Raw genomic sequence first — 15,697 nt, forward strand, 5'->3', positions numbered from 1 at the left:
CCTTTATCACATAGCACTTTAATAGGAAGAGTATGCCACATTGCATAATTGAATATTCGGCTGATGTTGAATCGCAAACGTCAGCGAAAACACTTATTGGACAAGTTCAAGCTGGTGCATTGGCATCGAATTTATTCGAGCCAGAGCACATCAAATTAAGAACTTGCTGTTTTGACCACTCGAGAATTGGTACAAGCGCCAAAGGTTTTATTCATGTTACGGCAAGGGTTTTATCCGGTAGAACGTTAGAACAGCGGCAACATTTATCAAACTGTTTATTGAAAACGTTACAAAATATGTCTTTGCAGGAACTTTCGCTTACCGTTGAAATCATAGAAATGGAAAGAGAAAGCTATAACAAATGTATCGTATAGCTTTTTATATTAAACGAAATATAAAAGGAATCTATGATGATAGGAAAGTTTACTAAGCTAGCAAAGGACAATCGCGGCTTTATATTATTTCTTGTGTTAATGAGTGTTTTTCGCAGTGCCGTTGCCGATTGGAATGATGTTCCTACTGGTTCAATGAATCCGACTATTGTTGAAGGTGATCGTATCTTTATCAACAAAATGGCATACGATGTGCGCCTTCCGTTTACTCATATTTCCCTTATGCAAACAGGTGAACCATCATTAGGTGACGTGGTGATCTTTGACTCAAAAGCTTCGGATAAGCGTTTGGTGAAACGAGTTATTGGTGTACCGGGTGATGTTATTGCAATGAAAGATAATACGCTTCTTATCAATGGGCAGCCTGCAGAATATGACATAATTGATCATGCTGAGCAAAGCATCGATTATCTAGAAACAACTCAAGGTGTTAGCTATCGTGTACGTAAATCAAATGCTAACCAACCTTATGATTCATTTTCTGAAGTTGAAGTGCCTCAAGGGCACTATCTAGTGCTAGGTGACAATCGCGATAACAGTGCCGACTCTCGATTTATTGGCTTTGTCCCTAGAAACGAAATAGTCGGACAAAGTCAAAGTGTCGCATTCTCTCTTGATTACGACAATTATTTTTTACCGCGAGTAAGTCGCTTTTTTAGCTCGCTGGATTAGTTTACAGGAACAGCCATTTATGACTAATTTTACACGGTTTACTGTATTGATTTTGTTAATCGTCGTAGCAATTATCTGCTACGGGGTGGGAAGTAGTTCAGGTATGGCGCTGTTCTTTATTCTCGGCGCATGTTTCGAACTAGCCTTTTGGTTTGGCATATTTTCCTCCAATGAAGAGTTGGGTGAAAGAAGTAAGTAGAGGCTGTTTAGACAGCCTTTTTAGCAATGTTTCTGTATTTAACTTCGCTTTAATTAACTAAGCTTTTCAATTAAAGATGATTTATCAATCTTACTATAGGTTTTTGAAACGTTGTCAGCCAAAAACGTGGAAGTAATACTAGCGATGCGCTTTAGTTGATTTAAATCTTTTTCTGTCCATTCAGTTTTATTCCCCGTTCGTTCACAGCAAATAATCCCTAAAGGCTTAAAATCATGTTCGAAAGTAATATCTAACAGCGAATGGATATCATAAATATCAAAGTAACCTAGGTTAAAACACTTTGCTATGTCGCAGTTCTTTGCATCTGACGATACCAGAAATTGATTATTTAATATGTGGTCAAAATAATCGCTATAAGTATCGCTAAAAAGTTCTTCACCGGCGGAAATAGTGTTGGTTTCATCGATACACATGAGTGATGTCATCTCACAATAATCATCGCTAAATAACCAAATGCTCACTCTATTACACGAAGGAATAGCTTTATCGATGGCATGACATAATTTTACCAGTTTGTTATGGAGTGTGAGGCGAGGGTTGCTTAGCGCAATTGATAATGATGAAACAATGTTATCCATATAGGTACCCAGAAGTAATCGTCACTTTAAATAATAGCAGAGCGTAATTGAAAATAAGTTTTTTATGCGTATTAATGTTTTATTCAAAACATGGGGTAGTTTTTGGTAGACTGCTCGATAATTTAAAAATACCTATACTGTCGAGTTATCCCGCTTTATGAAATTCAGCCCATTAGTTCAAGAACTTATCGAATCGTTTAAATGCTTACCAGGCGTCGGTGGGAAAACTGCGCAGCGTATGGCATTTCATCTATTAGAGCGTAACCGCCAAGGTGGAACTAAACTCGCTACAACGTTAAACAAGGCGATGGAAAACATCGGTCATTGCCAAAAATGTCGAAATTTTACTGAGCAAACTTTATGTGAAATTTGTGAAAGTCCACGTAGGCAGCAATCAAAACTATTGTGCGTAGTGGAAAATCCTGCTGATGTAATTGCCATTGAACAAACAGGAGAGTTTCAAGGTCGATATTTTATTTTAATGGGCCACCTGTCACCTATAGATGGAATAGGGCCAGATGATTTAGGTTTAGATTTGTTAGAAAATGAACTTAATCAAGGACAAGTTAAAGAAGTTATCTTAGCAACTAATCCAACAGTAGAAGGTGAAGCAACTGCCCATTTTATTGCAGAAATGGCTCACTCGATGGACGTAAATATCTCACGAATTGCTCATGGTGTACCTGTTGGTGGTGAGCTTGAGTATGTTGATGGCAATACTTTATCTCACGCACTAACAGGCAGAAAAAACTATCAGGTCTAAAACTTGTTAGGGTTACTTTCTTGGTGTCGAAAGGATCGGCCAGTAAACAATAACAAAACATGTAAACGCTATTGCCCAAGCGATAGCGCTTATATTCCAACCATATAGTGGTAAACCTACTAAAGGCAAAATAACACGGACGAAAGCCGCTACTGCCATTAATATAAAGGCAAATGTTATTATTGGTTTAACTTCGAGTGCTCGACCTGTATGACCTAAAGATACACGACTGATCATTGATAATATCATTAAGCCTATGGTACCAACGGTAATCACGTGCAAGCCTGTCGTAAATGGTAATTCAGGCAATAAGTAGCTAAAGCCAACTAAAACTAAACCAAGCCCCATGGCAAAGTACGATAGGTGTAGTGTCCACAATAGCGGTACCTTAAATGTCTCTAACCCTCGCCATCTTGCTTGCCTGATAAAGTGTATAACACCTGTTGTGATAAATACTGCACCAGTAAGGTACTGCAGCGGTTCATTGCCTGCCCACGAAGAAAAGAAGTAACTTACAATATAAAGTAATGCTGTAATTATAGAAGCCGGTAGTATGAGTGATTCGACTTTTTCGCTGGGCGCTATTGCTTCAGTTTTTGCACCTCTTACCGTGAAAAAAGGTATTACTCGACCACCAATTAAGGTAATAACAACGGTAAATAATAAAACAGAAGAACGAGTTAAATGTATTGCTAGATTGTGTTGTTGAAAGTAGCTGGCAAGCAATATGGTTAGCTGCACACAGGCTAAAACAGTAAATAGCGGAATAAAAATATAATTGCGTTTATTATTTGAATTTATAACCAGTTTGGCAAATATGCTAATTACTATCACCCACCAAATTAACTGCATTACAGTTGCTGCAATTAACGAATACTCATTGTTTACCCAAAGCGATAATCGAATTAATAGCCAAAGGCTGAGCAATGCTATTACAGGCGATCCCTTTATGCTTGGCAGACCAGTCCATGTTTGTACGGCAGTTAGTATAAATCCCGCCGCAATAGTGATACCAAAGCCAAAGATCATTTCGTGAGCATGCCAAGTAATGGGTAGTAGTCCTTGGCTGTTTAAGGTTAAATAACCATTTAGTGAGGCGAACCAAGCTAGAATGCTAAATACAGAGGCAAGTGAAGCGAATATGAAAAAAGAACGAAATGGTAATTGCCAAAAAGGGTGGTTTTTAAAGCCATTTGTACTTTTCGATGATTCTGGTTCTGAAATTTGTATCATAAGCCTGTAAGCGTTAACAGTAGAGTCGTTTGATTGTATGTTACTGCTGCAAAACGTAATAAGCTAGCTAAGTCTCTTTCATTAAAATGCCTATTTTTGATGCGTGTCAATGACGAGGCTATTAATTACCTTTATAAACAATTAGCATCGTCTTTATTAATATAAACTTGCAGTAGTAAGCTAAGCATATAAATCTAGCCTTAAGCATAGATAAACTTAGTTCTATGGTTAGTAGTTAAAAGAGTAAACAATTACGTGAATGGATTTGCCAAAAAATTAACGTTGTTAATTTTTATTCTCATACCTAGTGTAGAGGCTGAACAGTCGCTACAGGTTGTCACTGAAGGTTGGTGGCCGTTTAATTACGTGGATGAGACTGGAGAATTAGTTGGATCGTCAACAGTTTGGGTAAAATCAGTACTGGAAAAAGCCAAAATTCCATACCATTTAGATATGTATCCTTGGCATCGTTCATACAACTTAGCTCTCAAACGTAAAAACGTTTTAATTTATTCTATCTTTAGAAGTCCTAAAAGAGAGTCATTATTTCATTGGGTGTGTTCATTACCTGAAAAGCCTGTAAACAAAATTTATAAACTGAGTTCACGAAGTGATATTGTGGTGAAAAACAACGAAGATCTACACAACTACTCAGTTAACGTTATTCGTGGTGCTTATACTCATGATTATTTATTAAGCCTAGGTTTAACGGAAGAACGCAATATACACTTGGCAGCAGATAACGATGCGAATGTGAATAAGTTACTTCTTGGCCGTGTTGATTTGATCGTAGATTTTGATCACTCTATCCAACGAATACTAAAAGAAAATGGACTTCAAACTAACCATGTTGAAGTTGTACATACCTTTAAAAAAGATCCTAAGCTTTGTATGGCAATCAGTAAAGGTACACCTCAGACGACTGTTGATAGGATAAAAAACGCACATCAAGCGTTGCTTGAACAAAATCCTCAATAAATATACTTGAATTGAAAATCACTATCCCCATATCTGAATTATCGTAAGGCAAAAGCCTTAAATTTTGTAAACAACGTATTCAGATAGGAGATGTTTCAGATGTCTGAGACAGGTCAAAAAGAAGTTCATGGCTTTCAAACCGAAGTAAAACAATTACTTCAATTAATGATCCACTCACTTTATTCAAACAAAGAAATTTTTCTTCGTGAATTAGTATCAAATGCGGCTGATGCATCAGACAAGTTGCGCTTTAAAGCATTGTCAGATGCTAATTTGTTTGAAGGAGATGGCGAATTACGTGTTCGCGTGAGCGCAGATAAAGAAAATAATACGGTAACTATTTCAGACAATGGTATTGGTATGACTCATGATCAAATCGTTGAGCATTTAGGTACTATAGCAAAATCTGGTACAGCCGAGTTTTTCTCTAAGCTTTCTGGTGATCAAGCTGCTGACTCACAATTAATCGGTCAATTCGGTGTTGGCTTCTATTCTGCATTTATTGTTGCTGATAAAGTTACTGTTCGTTCGCGCGCCGCAGGTGTTGCAGCATCTGAAGGTGTTGAATGGCAAAGTGAAGGTGAAGGTGAGTTCACTACGAGCAAAATTGAAAAAGCGAATCGTGGTACCGATATCATCTTACATTTAAAAGAAGATGAGAAAGAGTTTGCTGACGATTGGCGCTTAAAGTCAATTGTGACTAAATACTCAGATCATATCTCTGTATCTGTTGAAATGTTAACACCAGAAGTGCCTGCCGTAGAAACTGTTGCTGAAGAAAAAGACGAAGAGGGTAACATCACTCGCCCGGCAGTTGAAGCACGTGATGCGGTTCCTGCTACATGGGAAGCAGTAAACAAAGCAACTGCGCTTTGGACGCGAGAAAAAGCGGATATTACTGAAGATGAATATAAAGAATTCTACAAGCATGTCTCACATGATTTTGCTGACCCTATGCTTTGGGAACATAACAAAGTAGAAGGCAAAACAGAGTACACGTCATTACTTTACATCCCAAGTAAAGCGCCGTTTGACATGCATAATCGTGAAAAGCAACACGGATTGAAATTATATGTTCAACGCGTATTCATTATGGATGACGCTGAGCAGTTTATGCCGACGTACTTACGTTTTGTTAAAGGTTTATTAGACTCAAACGATTTACCATTAAACGTATCACGTGAAATTTTACAAGACAGTAAAGTCACACAAGCCATTCGCAAGGGTTGTACTAAACGTGTACTTAAAATGCTTGATAAAATGGGTAACAAAGATAAAGAAAGTTATCAGTTATTCTGGAATGAGTTCGGCCAAGTATTAAAAGAAGGCCCAGCTGAAGACATGGGTAATAAAGAAGCTATTGCTAAATTATTACGCTTTGCCTCAACTAACGAAGATTCAGCGGTTCAAAACGTATCTTTGACCGAGTACATTGAGCGCATGAAAGAAGGTCAAGATAAGATTTTCTATGTAGTGGCAGACAGTTTTGAAGCGGCTAAGAACAGCCCTCATTTAGAAGTGTTCCGCAAGAAAGGTATCGAAGTTCTTTTGCTTTCAGATCGCATTGATGAATGGTTAGTAAGCCACTTAACAGAATTTGATGGCAAGCAATTGCAGTCAGTAGCACGTGGTGGTGTTGACTTAAGTAACATGGAAGACGACGAATCAAAAGAAGCGCAAGAGAAACTTGAGCAAGAATTTGATTCAGTAGTTAAGCGCATGAAAGACGCGTTAGGCGATAAAGTGAAAGAAGTTAAAATTTCTAACCGTTTAACTGACTCTCCTGCGGTAATTGTCACTGCTGAAGATGACATGAGCATTCAAATGCAAAAGTTAATGGCGTCAGTTGGTCAAGAAGTGCCAGAGTCTCAGCCGATTTTTGAAATTAACGCAGAGCATGAGTTAGTTAAGCACGTTGCAGATGAACAAGACGATGACAAGTTCGGCCAGTGGGTTGATGTGTTATTTGAACAGGCAACATTAGCAGAGCGTGGTAGCTTAAAAGATCCAGCATCTTTTGTTGCTCGCTTGAATAAATTGATGTTAAGCCTTACAAAGTAAACCAGTAAAGCAAATGTATAAACTTAAAAAGGCACCTTTGGGTGCCTTTTTCGTAATAACAATTAAACATGTTGATCAAACAAAATCGCATTACCGTCAGGGTCTATAATAGAGAAATTACCTGGACCGCTATCGTTTTCTAATGATTGATTAACAACCTCTATCCCCTCATTTGTTAATTGCTGTTTCAATGTGCGAACATCATCAAAATCGTCTAAAGGTTGTGCGTTGCTATCCCAACCAGGATTAAAAGTAATAATGTTGCCTTCAAACATGCCTTGAAATAAGCCGATGTTTGTACCGCCATTTTTCATTATTAAAAAGCCATGAGCCATTTCTCCGGCATAAACGCTAAAGCCCAACTTTTCGTAAAAGCTTTTTGACGCTGATAAATCTTTCACAGATAGACTGATAGAAAAGCAACCAAGTGACATCACGTACTCCTTATTATATTAAATTGTTTAATCACTATTAATCATAGTTCAATTTTTAATATTATAACCTTCTGTTTACACTATTAAATTTAAGCAAAATCAACTGAATGTTCTACAATTGATTCATATGTCATGTATCACTAACTCAGATGAATAGAGTAATTCTTGTATTTTTCACCGTAACTTTGTTGTTGTCTACTCGCGGCTATACGAAAGACGAAAAGCTGAAAATTAATGCGCTTTATATACCGCTTGCAGATCATTATGCCGCAATTATAGCCTATGAACTTTATCGTTATGATATGGAGTATGCAGATTTCTCAATAGAAAGAGTGCCAAATTGGGACCTATTGAGAGCCAAGTTTTTAAACGATAAAGCTGATATGGCGTTTGTTATGGCGCCATTGGCGATGTCTATGTATCAGCAATCGCAAAGCTTTAAATGGGTTGGTTTAATGCACCGAGATGGTAATGGTTTGGCTATAACACACCAACTGGCCGAGCAACTGGCTTTACCCGCAGAAAGAAATGCCCGCTTACCTCAAAAAAATCTTGCGCAAGCTGTTAAATTGGCAGACCAAAACCAGAATAAAATCATCGTTGGCGTACCACATATATTGTCGACGCATTCTGTGGCGTTATTTAAATATCTAAAAGATAACAATCTTACGTTAGGTATCACACCCAATGATGATGCCGACGTTTTTGTAAGAACGGTTTCTCCACCAAGTTCCCCTGCGTACTTACTTGGCCAAGGCAATTTGTCTCAGGTTGCGGGCATAGAGCAGTCTTTGCCTTGGATAGATGTCGTAGAAACCGAAAATTACGGGCGCGTAGCGTGGTTTTCTAAAGATATTATTACTTCAAATAATGGTCATGTAGAGTGTATAGCGTTAGCGACTAATTATGCGTTAAATAACAAGAAGCAGGCAGTTGATGAAGTGTTTCTTGCCATTAAAAAAGCAGGGAAATATATTGAAGAAGCAAGAGAACAAGGCGGAGATAACTTAAATAAAATTGTTAAGCTGATAAGAAAGCACATTCCAGCGCATACTGAAAAAGCTATTCGCCAAAGTCTTAACCCCGAATTAAGAGTTATCAACTATCTAAATTTGGATATCGATAAGCCAGGTTTACAGAAAATAATGAATTTAGCAATTGAAGCCGGGGTATTAAAACAAGTAATCGACATTGATGAGTTTGCCCATATAGATAAAGCATCAGATAACGAGATCGAACAAAAATGACAAAAAGTAAAACGATCCAACAAAGCTTTATTCAGTGGTTTTTATTCATTAGTCTGATACCTGTTGTTTTCACTGCGGGAATTATTTACACCGTTGCCAAAAAAGATGTTGAAAGTGAAATTATTGATTACTTGGCAACCGAAGTTGCAGCGCAAACTATTTTTATTCAAAACTGGTTTGACTATCGTTTTATGGACCTTAAACGACTGTCTAGCAGTGAAGCGACAACGTCCACTTTAGCGACGTTACAAACGGCTTATAAAAGCTCGAACCAAACATTAGCTGGCTTTGTCGAAAGCGTGGAATGGGAAGAATTAAGTAGTAAAAATCGCCAGCATTTTATGAATCAATGGTACTTGTATGATTACATTTACGACCTATTTATTATCGATAACGAAGGCAATGTACTATTTAGTGTTGCTAAGGAAAACGAGCTTGGTACTAATTTATTTCATGGACAGTACGCAAACACCAAATTTGCTTTAACCGTTAAAGCATCATTTCAAGAAGGCCAAACGTTATTCTCAGATTTGGAACGTTACCAGCCCTCTAATTCGGGTATTTATGGTTTTGTAGTCACGCCGATTTTGGATGATGCTGGGGAGCGTGCGGGTGTTTTTGCCATTCAAATTAAATTAGACAGAATTAACCAATTACTTGAAACAATAAAAAATGAAGATGGCTATAATTTTTTAGTAGCAGCCAACGGCGAGTATCGCTCAGCTATTCATGACAGTGAAGAACAAATACTGCGTGATAAGACACCTCCAATTAAAAAAGATGAGCAAGTTTTATTAAGTGTTAAACATCAAAACGTGACAGCATACCGGACATTAGATGTCGATGGTCATGAGGTGATATCGGTAAGGCATCCCTTATCAATAGGTGGTGTTGATTGGTTCGTTATTAATGAAACTCATAATGTGGATGCTTTTGCTTTCTTAGAAGATATTCTTATTTCGTCATTATTTGTCGTGATTGTCACCATTTTGGTTGTTAGCTACGTCGCTTATATTGCTTCATCAAGGTTAACGACCCCAATATTAAACCTAACCCAAGTTGTCAAAGCTGCTCAAAAGGGCAACGTTATTCCTCAGCTACGTGAAACCAGCGAATTAGAGTTAAAAGAACTTGGTAGTGGATTGTTGAATATGATTGAAGTAAGGAAATCGCAAGAGCTCAGCTTAAAAAACCACGTCGATTTTCAACAAGCGGTGCTGAATAATTTAGGTGAAGCGCTAATAATTATCGATCGACAAGGCATTATTCGACGTTTTTCAACGGCAGCAGTGACTTTATTTGGTTACCAGGAAAAAGAGCTTATAGGCAAGAACGTTAAAATGCTAATGCCTGAACACTTTGCAAAGCATCACGACGGATATTTAAAAAATTATAAAGGTGAAAGAAAAGACAACATGATAGGTAAGTCGCGTGAATTACTAGGCCTGCGTAAAGATGGCTCAGCGTTTCTTATTGAATTGATTGTTACCTCAGTATTTAACCAAAAAGAAGAGTTGTTTGTTGGCCTAGTTAAAGATATTTCTGAACGTATGCAGACACAATCGGCTTTGGTTAAAGCATTGGAAAATTCTGATGCCGCAAATCGAGCTAAAGGTGAATTCTTGGCGAATATGAGCCATGAAATTAGAACCCCAATGAATGGTGTTTATGGCTCCTTACAAGTGTTGAAAAAACAAGTTAAAGAAGCCTCTTCCGTCGAACTTATAGATAAAGCATTATTTTCTTGTAAAAGCCAATTAACCATAATAAATGACATCTTAGATTTTTCTAAGGTAGAAGCTGGCATGTTAACGCTAGAGGAAGTGCCATTTAGCTTCAGTGAGTTAGTCCATGTAGTCATTTCAGAAATAAACCCAATAGCAGTGCCTAAAGGTATTGAAGTGCAGTACCAGTTAGATGAAGGAGCACATGACAGTTGGATAGGCGACCCTGTAAGAGTCAAGCAAGTGTTAGTTAACTTGGTGTCAAATGCAGTTAAGTTTACCCAAAAGGGCAGCGTCACTATTGCTATTGCTAAAGAAGGTATAACCGATGGCCAGTTGATTTTTACCATACAAGATACAGGGATTGGTATGACGTCAGAGCAAATATCTAGATTGTTTAAACGTTTCGAACAAGCTGATACTTCAACTACGAGAAAGTTTGGCGGTACAGGTTTAGGAATGGCAATTACTCATGCATTAGTTAGTTTAATGCATGGCCGTATTGAAGTTGAGAGTACGCTTGATAAAGGAACCAATTTTGAAGTGAGTTTACCGCTCACAAAAGCCGATGATAGTTTGTCAACAGTAGCAGAAGAGTTTGAAGTAATTACACCAGAGTTATCTGATAAGAGAATTTTGCTTGCAGAAGATAATCGTATTAATCAGAAAGTGTTCTTAGCAATGATAAAGGCAACTAATGCCGAGGTTGAAATTGTTGAGAATGGTAAACAGGCCGTTGAATTAGTGGATGAATATAGACCAGACTTTGTTTTTATGGACATACAAATGCCAGAAATGGACGGTATGGAAGCGTGCCGTTTGATAAAAAGAAAACATCGTACATTACCTATTGTTGCTCTGACTGCTAATGTAATGGAGCAAGATATAAAGAAATATCAGATGTTAGGGTTTGATGATCATGTTGGTAAGCCAATTGAAATCCAAGCTTTATTTCGCGCCATTACTACTCATCTTAAATAAGGCATTAGACATTGGTCTAAAAATGGCGCTAAATCGCGCCTTTTTTGATCCGAGCAGTTAAATGTTACTTGTTTGCATACATGTGAAAATGTATAGTGTGACACTTTAATAAAACAGCAGAATTCAATAGCACTTTGGTTGGCTAATTTTGTTAATAACTTAGGTAAGTTAATCAACCAAATTGGTATTTTATAATTCATAGGGCAGACTTTATGCGCATTATTTTGTTAGGTGCTCCAGGCGCTGGTAAAGGCACACAAGCACAATTTTTAATGGCTAAATACGGTATTCCACAAATTTCTACTGGTGATATGTTACGTGCAGCAATTAAGGCAGGTACTGAACTAGGGAAAAAAGCAAAAGAAGTAATGGATGCTGGTCAATTAGTTTCTGATGAACTGATTATTGGTTTAGTAAAAGAGCGTATCGCCCAAGACGATTGTAAAGAAGGCTTTTTATTAGATGGATTCCCTCGTACAATTCCTCAAGCAGATGCAATGAAAGAAAACGGTGTCGATGTCGACAGTGTGATTGAATTTGATGTAGCAGATCAAGTCATCGTTGAGCGTATGGCTGGTCGTCGTGTTCATCCTGGTTCTGGTCGTGTTTATCACATTGTTTACAATCCGCCAAAAGCAGAAGGCAAGGATGATGACACTGGTGAAGACCTAGTCGTTCGTCCAGATGATGAAGAAGCTACTGTACGTAAGCGTCTTGCGATATATCACGAACAAACTAAGCCACTAGTTGATTACTACCAAGCAGAAGCTGGTAATGGAAACTGTAAATACTTAACGTTAGATGGTACGCAACCAGTTGAAGAAGTTAGCGCCAAACTAGCTGCTGAACTTGGTTAAGTTGAAATTCTTTTGAAAGAGCCCGCTTTATGCGGGCTTTTTTATTGGCGGGAGAAATAAATGAACAAGGTAGTTATTGTTACTGGTGCAAGCCGAGGCATTGGCGCAGCTGCTGCTAAATTACTGGCTAAACAAGGTTATGCCGTTTGTGTAAATTATTTACATGCAAGCGAGCAAGCGAAAATTGTTGTAGAAGATATTATTAAAGGTGGCGGCAAAGCTATTTGCTTTCAAGCTGATGTGTCTCAAGAGGCTGATGTAAAACGACTTTTTGAGGAAACGAATAAAGCGTTTGGCCAAATAACACACTTAGTCAACAATGCAGGTATTTTATTTAAACAAGCTAGTCTTCAAGACATTGATGTAGATCGATTTCAGAAAGTCATGAACACCAACGTATTAAGTTGCTTTTTATGTGCAAAAGAATTTATTGCCCAAATTAAAAAAAATGGCGCAATTGTTAATGTATCTTCTGCAGCCTCCAGAACAGGTGCGCCTTTTGAATACGTAGACTATGCGGCATCAAAAGGTGCAATAGATTCATTGACCAAAGGTTTGTCCCTTGAGTTGGCGGAAAGAAATATTAGGGTGAATGGTGTCAGACCAGGGTTTATCAAGACGGATATGCATGCTGACGGCGGTGAGCCTAATAGAGTTGAGCGACTAACACCACAGATACCACTAAAACGTGGCGGTACAGTGGAAGAAGTAGCCAATGCGGTTGTATGGCTGCTTTCTGAACAGGCTTCATATGTTACAGGAACATTTATTGATTTAGCTGGCGGTAAATAAGCGCTTTATTGTAAAAAGCGCTCTTTTTCGCTGATAACACATTCTTCAATATTGGCTGGAGCGTTTTTGCGGTCGATTAACCAACATTCGTCATAAATCGAGCAATAGCATATGTCTATGCTAACATATTGTGATTCAGTATTAATAAAGTCGATCATTGAACTAGCTGTTGTGGCTTTTATAGGATTCACCACTTGTAGAGGTGATATTATACGGTTGCTAATAAATGACTGAGTAAAATTTACATCTTTTGCTGACAATGCATCAATATCTCGCCAATACTGAATTGCTTTGTCATTATATTTTATGACTACGTATTTAATTTTTGCGGGCCCAGTGCCACTATTGGTGACACCGTATTCAAACGTTTCAGCTTTGCCACTATAACTTCTAAATATTTCAAGTCGCGGCCATACTGAAGCTCTTGCGTAGGCCCTATCGATATACGCTGAATATATGCCTACAAAAACCGCGACAAGGCTCACCGTTAATGCCGATAGACCTACAATCATTTCGGGTGACTTGTACCAAGCTTTATTTTCCATGTCTCTGCTTTGATTTGTTAATTATTTACGCGTTAATCTATATGGATTTAGTCATAATATCAAAGCTTTAAGTGATTTTAAATCGTTTGTCTAACGAAGCGTCCCCTGAGCCAAATAGCGTTATCATAAGCATTAATGCACCCCAAAATATATGTTGATTTAAGGCTGCCTGTGTCATGTCTAAATAAGCAATTACTGCAACAAGGTTAATCACAAATAGACCGAGAGATGATAGCTTTGTTAGCAAACCTATTGTCAGCAAAATGGGTAATATCAATTCACCAGCTGTAGCTAAATAGGCCGCAATCTCAAAGGGTAATAAGGGTACTTGGTATTCGTATTCAAATAGCATCAGGGTAGAGTCCCAATCTCTTAATTTTACAAGGCCGGCCTTAAAAAATATCCAACTGATGTAGACCCTTGCTAACAATAAAGCAGGAGTATGTAAATGTGTGGTTAAACCAAAATATTGGTTGTAATAATCCCTAAGCAGGGCAAGTGTGCTTGTCATAAAAACCTCTAGTAAATGGTGTGTTGGTATTGCTTATTTACGTTAACTTACTGTGGCAATACCTAATAAAATATGGTGTTCAATAGCATGTTTAAGCCAGTCGCTTAAATCTGCAGTTGGTGTTTGAATTGCCGATAAACCATCATCAAGTGTATCGTGGCTTAAAAGTTGTTGATAATAAGCAACTAGCTCTTCCGGCAGTAGTAGTGAATGTGACTGCAAGTCTATTCGGTAAACAGCAAAGTGGTAGACCTTGTCCTTTTTATCCGTTAATTCTGTCAGTAAAACATTCAATGCTTCATCGTCGTTATTAATTATATGTGTTCTAATTTCAAGCAGAGGGTAATTGCTGCTAATGATGGTGAACCCTGGCGCAAATATTGGTGATAAGGTATCGATAGCATGATGTTCTAGCAAAGCTAAGCTAGCTAACGAACTAATATTATCGCTTGCACGTTCGGCACTGAATAGTGCCATTTCCATGACGGCAAGATCTGATAAATATGGCAATTGTCTTAAGGCCGCTTCTTGGGCAAGATAATGAGGAAATTGCTCGCCAATTTCAGCCCAGTCAGCATTGGTGCGAAGAACTTTCTCGGTAAAGTGACTAGCGGCAACATCAAAATTGTCTTGCAACAATAACTTTATTGCTGGAAAACTATTTGCTAATGAACGCTTAACTGACGCTAAATAATTGTTGCGATATATTGCTATGCCCGTTTGTTCATGGTCACTAGCTTTAAAATCTTGTCTAGATTGTAAAATCTGACTAAGTAGTGATGATTGGTATTGCTTAAGCATGGCTTAATACCTCACTAGCTATTTCACGGGCTCTATCTGCTTGTTCAACTAGTTCATCCCAGCTTGGTAAATCAAGGTCCCACTCTATGAGTGTTGGTATAGCACCAAAACGTTTGAGTGCGTAACGATAAAGCTGCCAAACTTCATTTGAAACTGGTTGTGCATGATCATCAATCATGATCCCTAATTCACCTATAGGCGAGCAACCAGCTAAATGAATCTCCCCGACCAAATTAGTAGGGATATTCGCCAACCAGCTAATGACAAAGTCCAACGGGTGTTCGACGTTTTCATTAGTGGCATTAACCATTAAGTTATTTAGGTCGAGTAATAGCTTGCAGTTAGATTTTTGACAAAGCGATGATAGAAACTCAGTTTCGCTCATCGTCGAGCCAACAGGTGTAATATAAGCCGACAAATTTTCTACTAATATTTGTTGATTAAACGCGGTTTGTACTCGGTCCACGTTAACAGCCATAGCTGTTAACGATTCCTCATTAAATGGCACTGGTAGCAAATCGCCTGCATGTACGGTTAAATCTTCAAGTTGTCCCCAGCTAAAACACGCATGGTCTGATAACAATATTGGTTTAACGTTGTTAACTAGCGATTTTAGTTTCTCAAGGTGCTTTTCAGGCATTTCATGTGCCGATCCCAGTCCCATCGATGTAGCGTGTAAACTTATACGGTATTTGTCCTTAATATCCTCAAGTAATACTTGAGTAATCCCACCTTCAGCAAAAAAGTTTTCTGCGTGAATTTCAACAAAATCAATATTGGAAACGGAAGCCAGCGCCTCACGATAATGAACATGACGAAGACCAACACCAATCAATGGTAATTTTACTTTGCTATGTGCATTACGCATGGTTGTACTTCCTAACATGATGAATCGTTGAACTAGATTA

17 protein-coding genes are annotated in these 15,697 nt (G+C 38.1%); 10 read left to right on the forward strand and 7 right to left on the reverse strand.

What is annotated here, in order from left to right; translation table 11 throughout:
- The first annotated feature begins 32 nt into the window (after window positions 1-32).
- The 3 genes from HII17_RS06870 to HII17_RS06880 are packed head-to-tail and all read left to right on the forward strand — an operon-like array spanning window position 33 to window position 1,263.
- The gene (locus HII17_RS06870) at window positions 33-374 is read left to right on the forward strand and encodes a 5-carboxymethyl-2-hydroxymuconate Delta-isomerase (RefSeq protein WP_169074601.1); all 342 of its coding nucleotides are present in this window, start codon (window positions 33-35) and stop codon (window positions 372-374) included.
- A 36-nt stretch (window positions 375-410) separates the two neighbouring features.
- Entirely contained in the window at window positions 411-1,064 is a 654-nt protein-coding gene (gene lepB, locus HII17_RS06875; RefSeq protein WP_169074949.1) for a signal peptidase I, read from the forward strand.
- A gap of 19 nt (window positions 1,065-1,083) precedes the next feature.
- Window positions 1,084-1,263 carry a hypothetical protein gene (locus HII17_RS06880; RefSeq protein ID WP_169074602.1) on the forward strand — a complete coding sequence of 60 codons (180 nt, stop codon included), beginning with the start codon at window positions 1,084-1,086 and terminating at the stop codon, window positions 1,261-1,263.
- A gap of 53 nt (window positions 1,264-1,316) precedes the next feature.
- On the opposite strand, the gene HII17_RS06885 is transcribed toward HII17_RS06880, so the two are convergent.
- Entirely contained in the window at window positions 1,317-1,862 is a 546-nt protein-coding gene (locus HII17_RS06885; RefSeq protein WP_169074603.1) for a GAF domain-containing protein, read from the reverse strand.
- Between the two features lie 157 nt (window positions 1,863-2,019).
- On the opposite strand from HII17_RS06885, the gene recR reads away from it, so the two are divergent.
- Complete coding sequence (recR, locus tag HII17_RS06890) at window positions 2,020-2,625, forward strand: recombination mediator RecR (RefSeq protein ID WP_169074604.1); 606 nt, start codon at window positions 2,020-2,022, stop codon at window positions 2,623-2,625.
- Between the two features lie 12 nt (window positions 2,626-2,637).
- On the opposite strand, the gene HII17_RS06895 is transcribed toward recR, so the two are convergent.
- Window positions 2,638-3,858: an NnrS family protein gene (locus HII17_RS06895; RefSeq protein ID WP_169074605.1), complete on the reverse strand. Its 1,221-nt coding sequence runs from the start codon at window positions 3,856-3,858 to the stop codon at window positions 2,638-2,640.
- A gap of 255 nt (window positions 3,859-4,113) precedes the next feature.
- On the opposite strand from HII17_RS06895, the gene HII17_RS06900 reads away from it, so the two are divergent.
- Entirely contained in the window at window positions 4,114-4,836 is a 723-nt protein-coding gene (locus HII17_RS06900; protein WP_169074606.1) for a substrate-binding periplasmic protein, read from the forward strand.
- A 99-nt stretch (window positions 4,837-4,935) separates the two neighbouring features.
- Complete coding sequence (gene htpG / locus HII17_RS06905) at window positions 4,936-6,897, forward strand: molecular chaperone HtpG (protein ID WP_169074607.1); 1,962 nt, start codon at window positions 4,936-4,938, stop codon at window positions 6,895-6,897.
- 62 nt (window positions 6,898-6,959) lie between these two features.
- Here the strand turns inward: htpG and HII17_RS06910 are convergent, their stop codons facing one another.
- Complete coding sequence (locus HII17_RS06910) at window positions 6,960-7,331, reverse strand: VOC family protein (protein ID WP_169074608.1); 372 nt, start codon at window positions 7,329-7,331, stop codon at window positions 6,960-6,962.
- 149 nt (window positions 7,332-7,480) lie between these two features.
- Between HII17_RS06910 and HII17_RS06915 the strand changes: the two genes are divergently transcribed.
- The 4 genes from HII17_RS06915 to HII17_RS06930 all read left to right on the forward strand — a co-directional run bounded on the left by HII17_RS06915 (window position 7,481) and on the right by HII17_RS06930 (window position 12,932).
- Window positions 7,481-8,578, forward strand: a complete 1,098-nt coding sequence (locus tag HII17_RS06915; protein WP_169074609.1) for an ABC transporter substrate-binding protein — start codon at window positions 7,481-7,483, stop codon at window positions 8,576-8,578.
- Window positions 8,575-11,283 carry an ATP-binding protein gene (locus HII17_RS06920; RefSeq protein WP_169074610.1) on the forward strand — a complete coding sequence of 903 codons (2,709 nt, stop codon included), beginning with the start codon at window positions 8,575-8,577 and terminating at the stop codon, window positions 11,281-11,283. The genes HII17_RS06915 and HII17_RS06920 overlap by 4 nt, the downstream gene beginning before the upstream one ends.
- Before the next feature lie 212 nt (window positions 11,284-11,495).
- A complete protein-coding gene (gene adk / locus HII17_RS06925) occupies window positions 11,496-12,140 on the forward strand; it encodes an adenylate kinase (RefSeq protein WP_169074611.1) in 645 nt (214 codons plus the stop codon).
- A 60-nt stretch (window positions 12,141-12,200) separates the two neighbouring features.
- Window positions 12,201-12,932, forward strand: a complete 732-nt coding sequence (locus tag HII17_RS06930; protein ID WP_169074612.1) for a glucose 1-dehydrogenase — start codon at window positions 12,201-12,203, stop codon at window positions 12,930-12,932.
- 5 nt (window positions 12,933-12,937) lie between these two features.
- Here the strand turns inward: HII17_RS06930 and HII17_RS06935 are convergent, their stop codons facing one another.
- The 4 genes from HII17_RS06935 to HII17_RS06950 form a co-directional block, all read right to left on the reverse strand.
- The gene (locus HII17_RS06935; RefSeq protein WP_169074613.1) at window positions 12,938-13,477 is read right to left on the reverse strand and encodes a hypothetical protein; all 540 of its coding nucleotides are present in this window, start codon (window positions 13,475-13,477) and stop codon (window positions 12,938-12,940) included.
- Window positions 13,478-13,544: 67 nt separating this feature from the next.
- The gene (locus HII17_RS06940; protein ID WP_169074614.1) at window positions 13,545-13,988 is read right to left on the reverse strand and encodes a DoxX family protein; all 444 of its coding nucleotides are present in this window, start codon (window positions 13,986-13,988) and stop codon (window positions 13,545-13,547) included.
- A gap of 42 nt (window positions 13,989-14,030) precedes the next feature.
- Window positions 14,031-14,789: an HvfC/BufC family peptide modification chaperone gene (locus HII17_RS06945; protein WP_169074615.1), complete on the reverse strand. Its 759-nt coding sequence runs from the start codon at window positions 14,787-14,789 to the stop codon at window positions 14,031-14,033.
- Window positions 14,782-15,657 carry a DUF692 domain-containing protein gene (locus HII17_RS06950; RefSeq protein WP_169074616.1) on the reverse strand — a complete coding sequence of 292 codons (876 nt, stop codon included), beginning with the start codon at window positions 15,655-15,657 and terminating at the stop codon, window positions 14,782-14,784. The genes HII17_RS06945 and HII17_RS06950 overlap by 8 nt, the downstream gene beginning before the upstream one ends.
- Window positions 15,658-15,697: the final 40 nt, after the last annotated feature.

Origin of the sequence: Thalassotalea algicola, from assembly GCF_012932965.1 — a bacterium.
Lineage (GTDB): Bacteria > Pseudomonadota > Gammaproteobacteria > Enterobacterales > Alteromonadaceae > Thalassotalea_F > Thalassotalea_F algicola.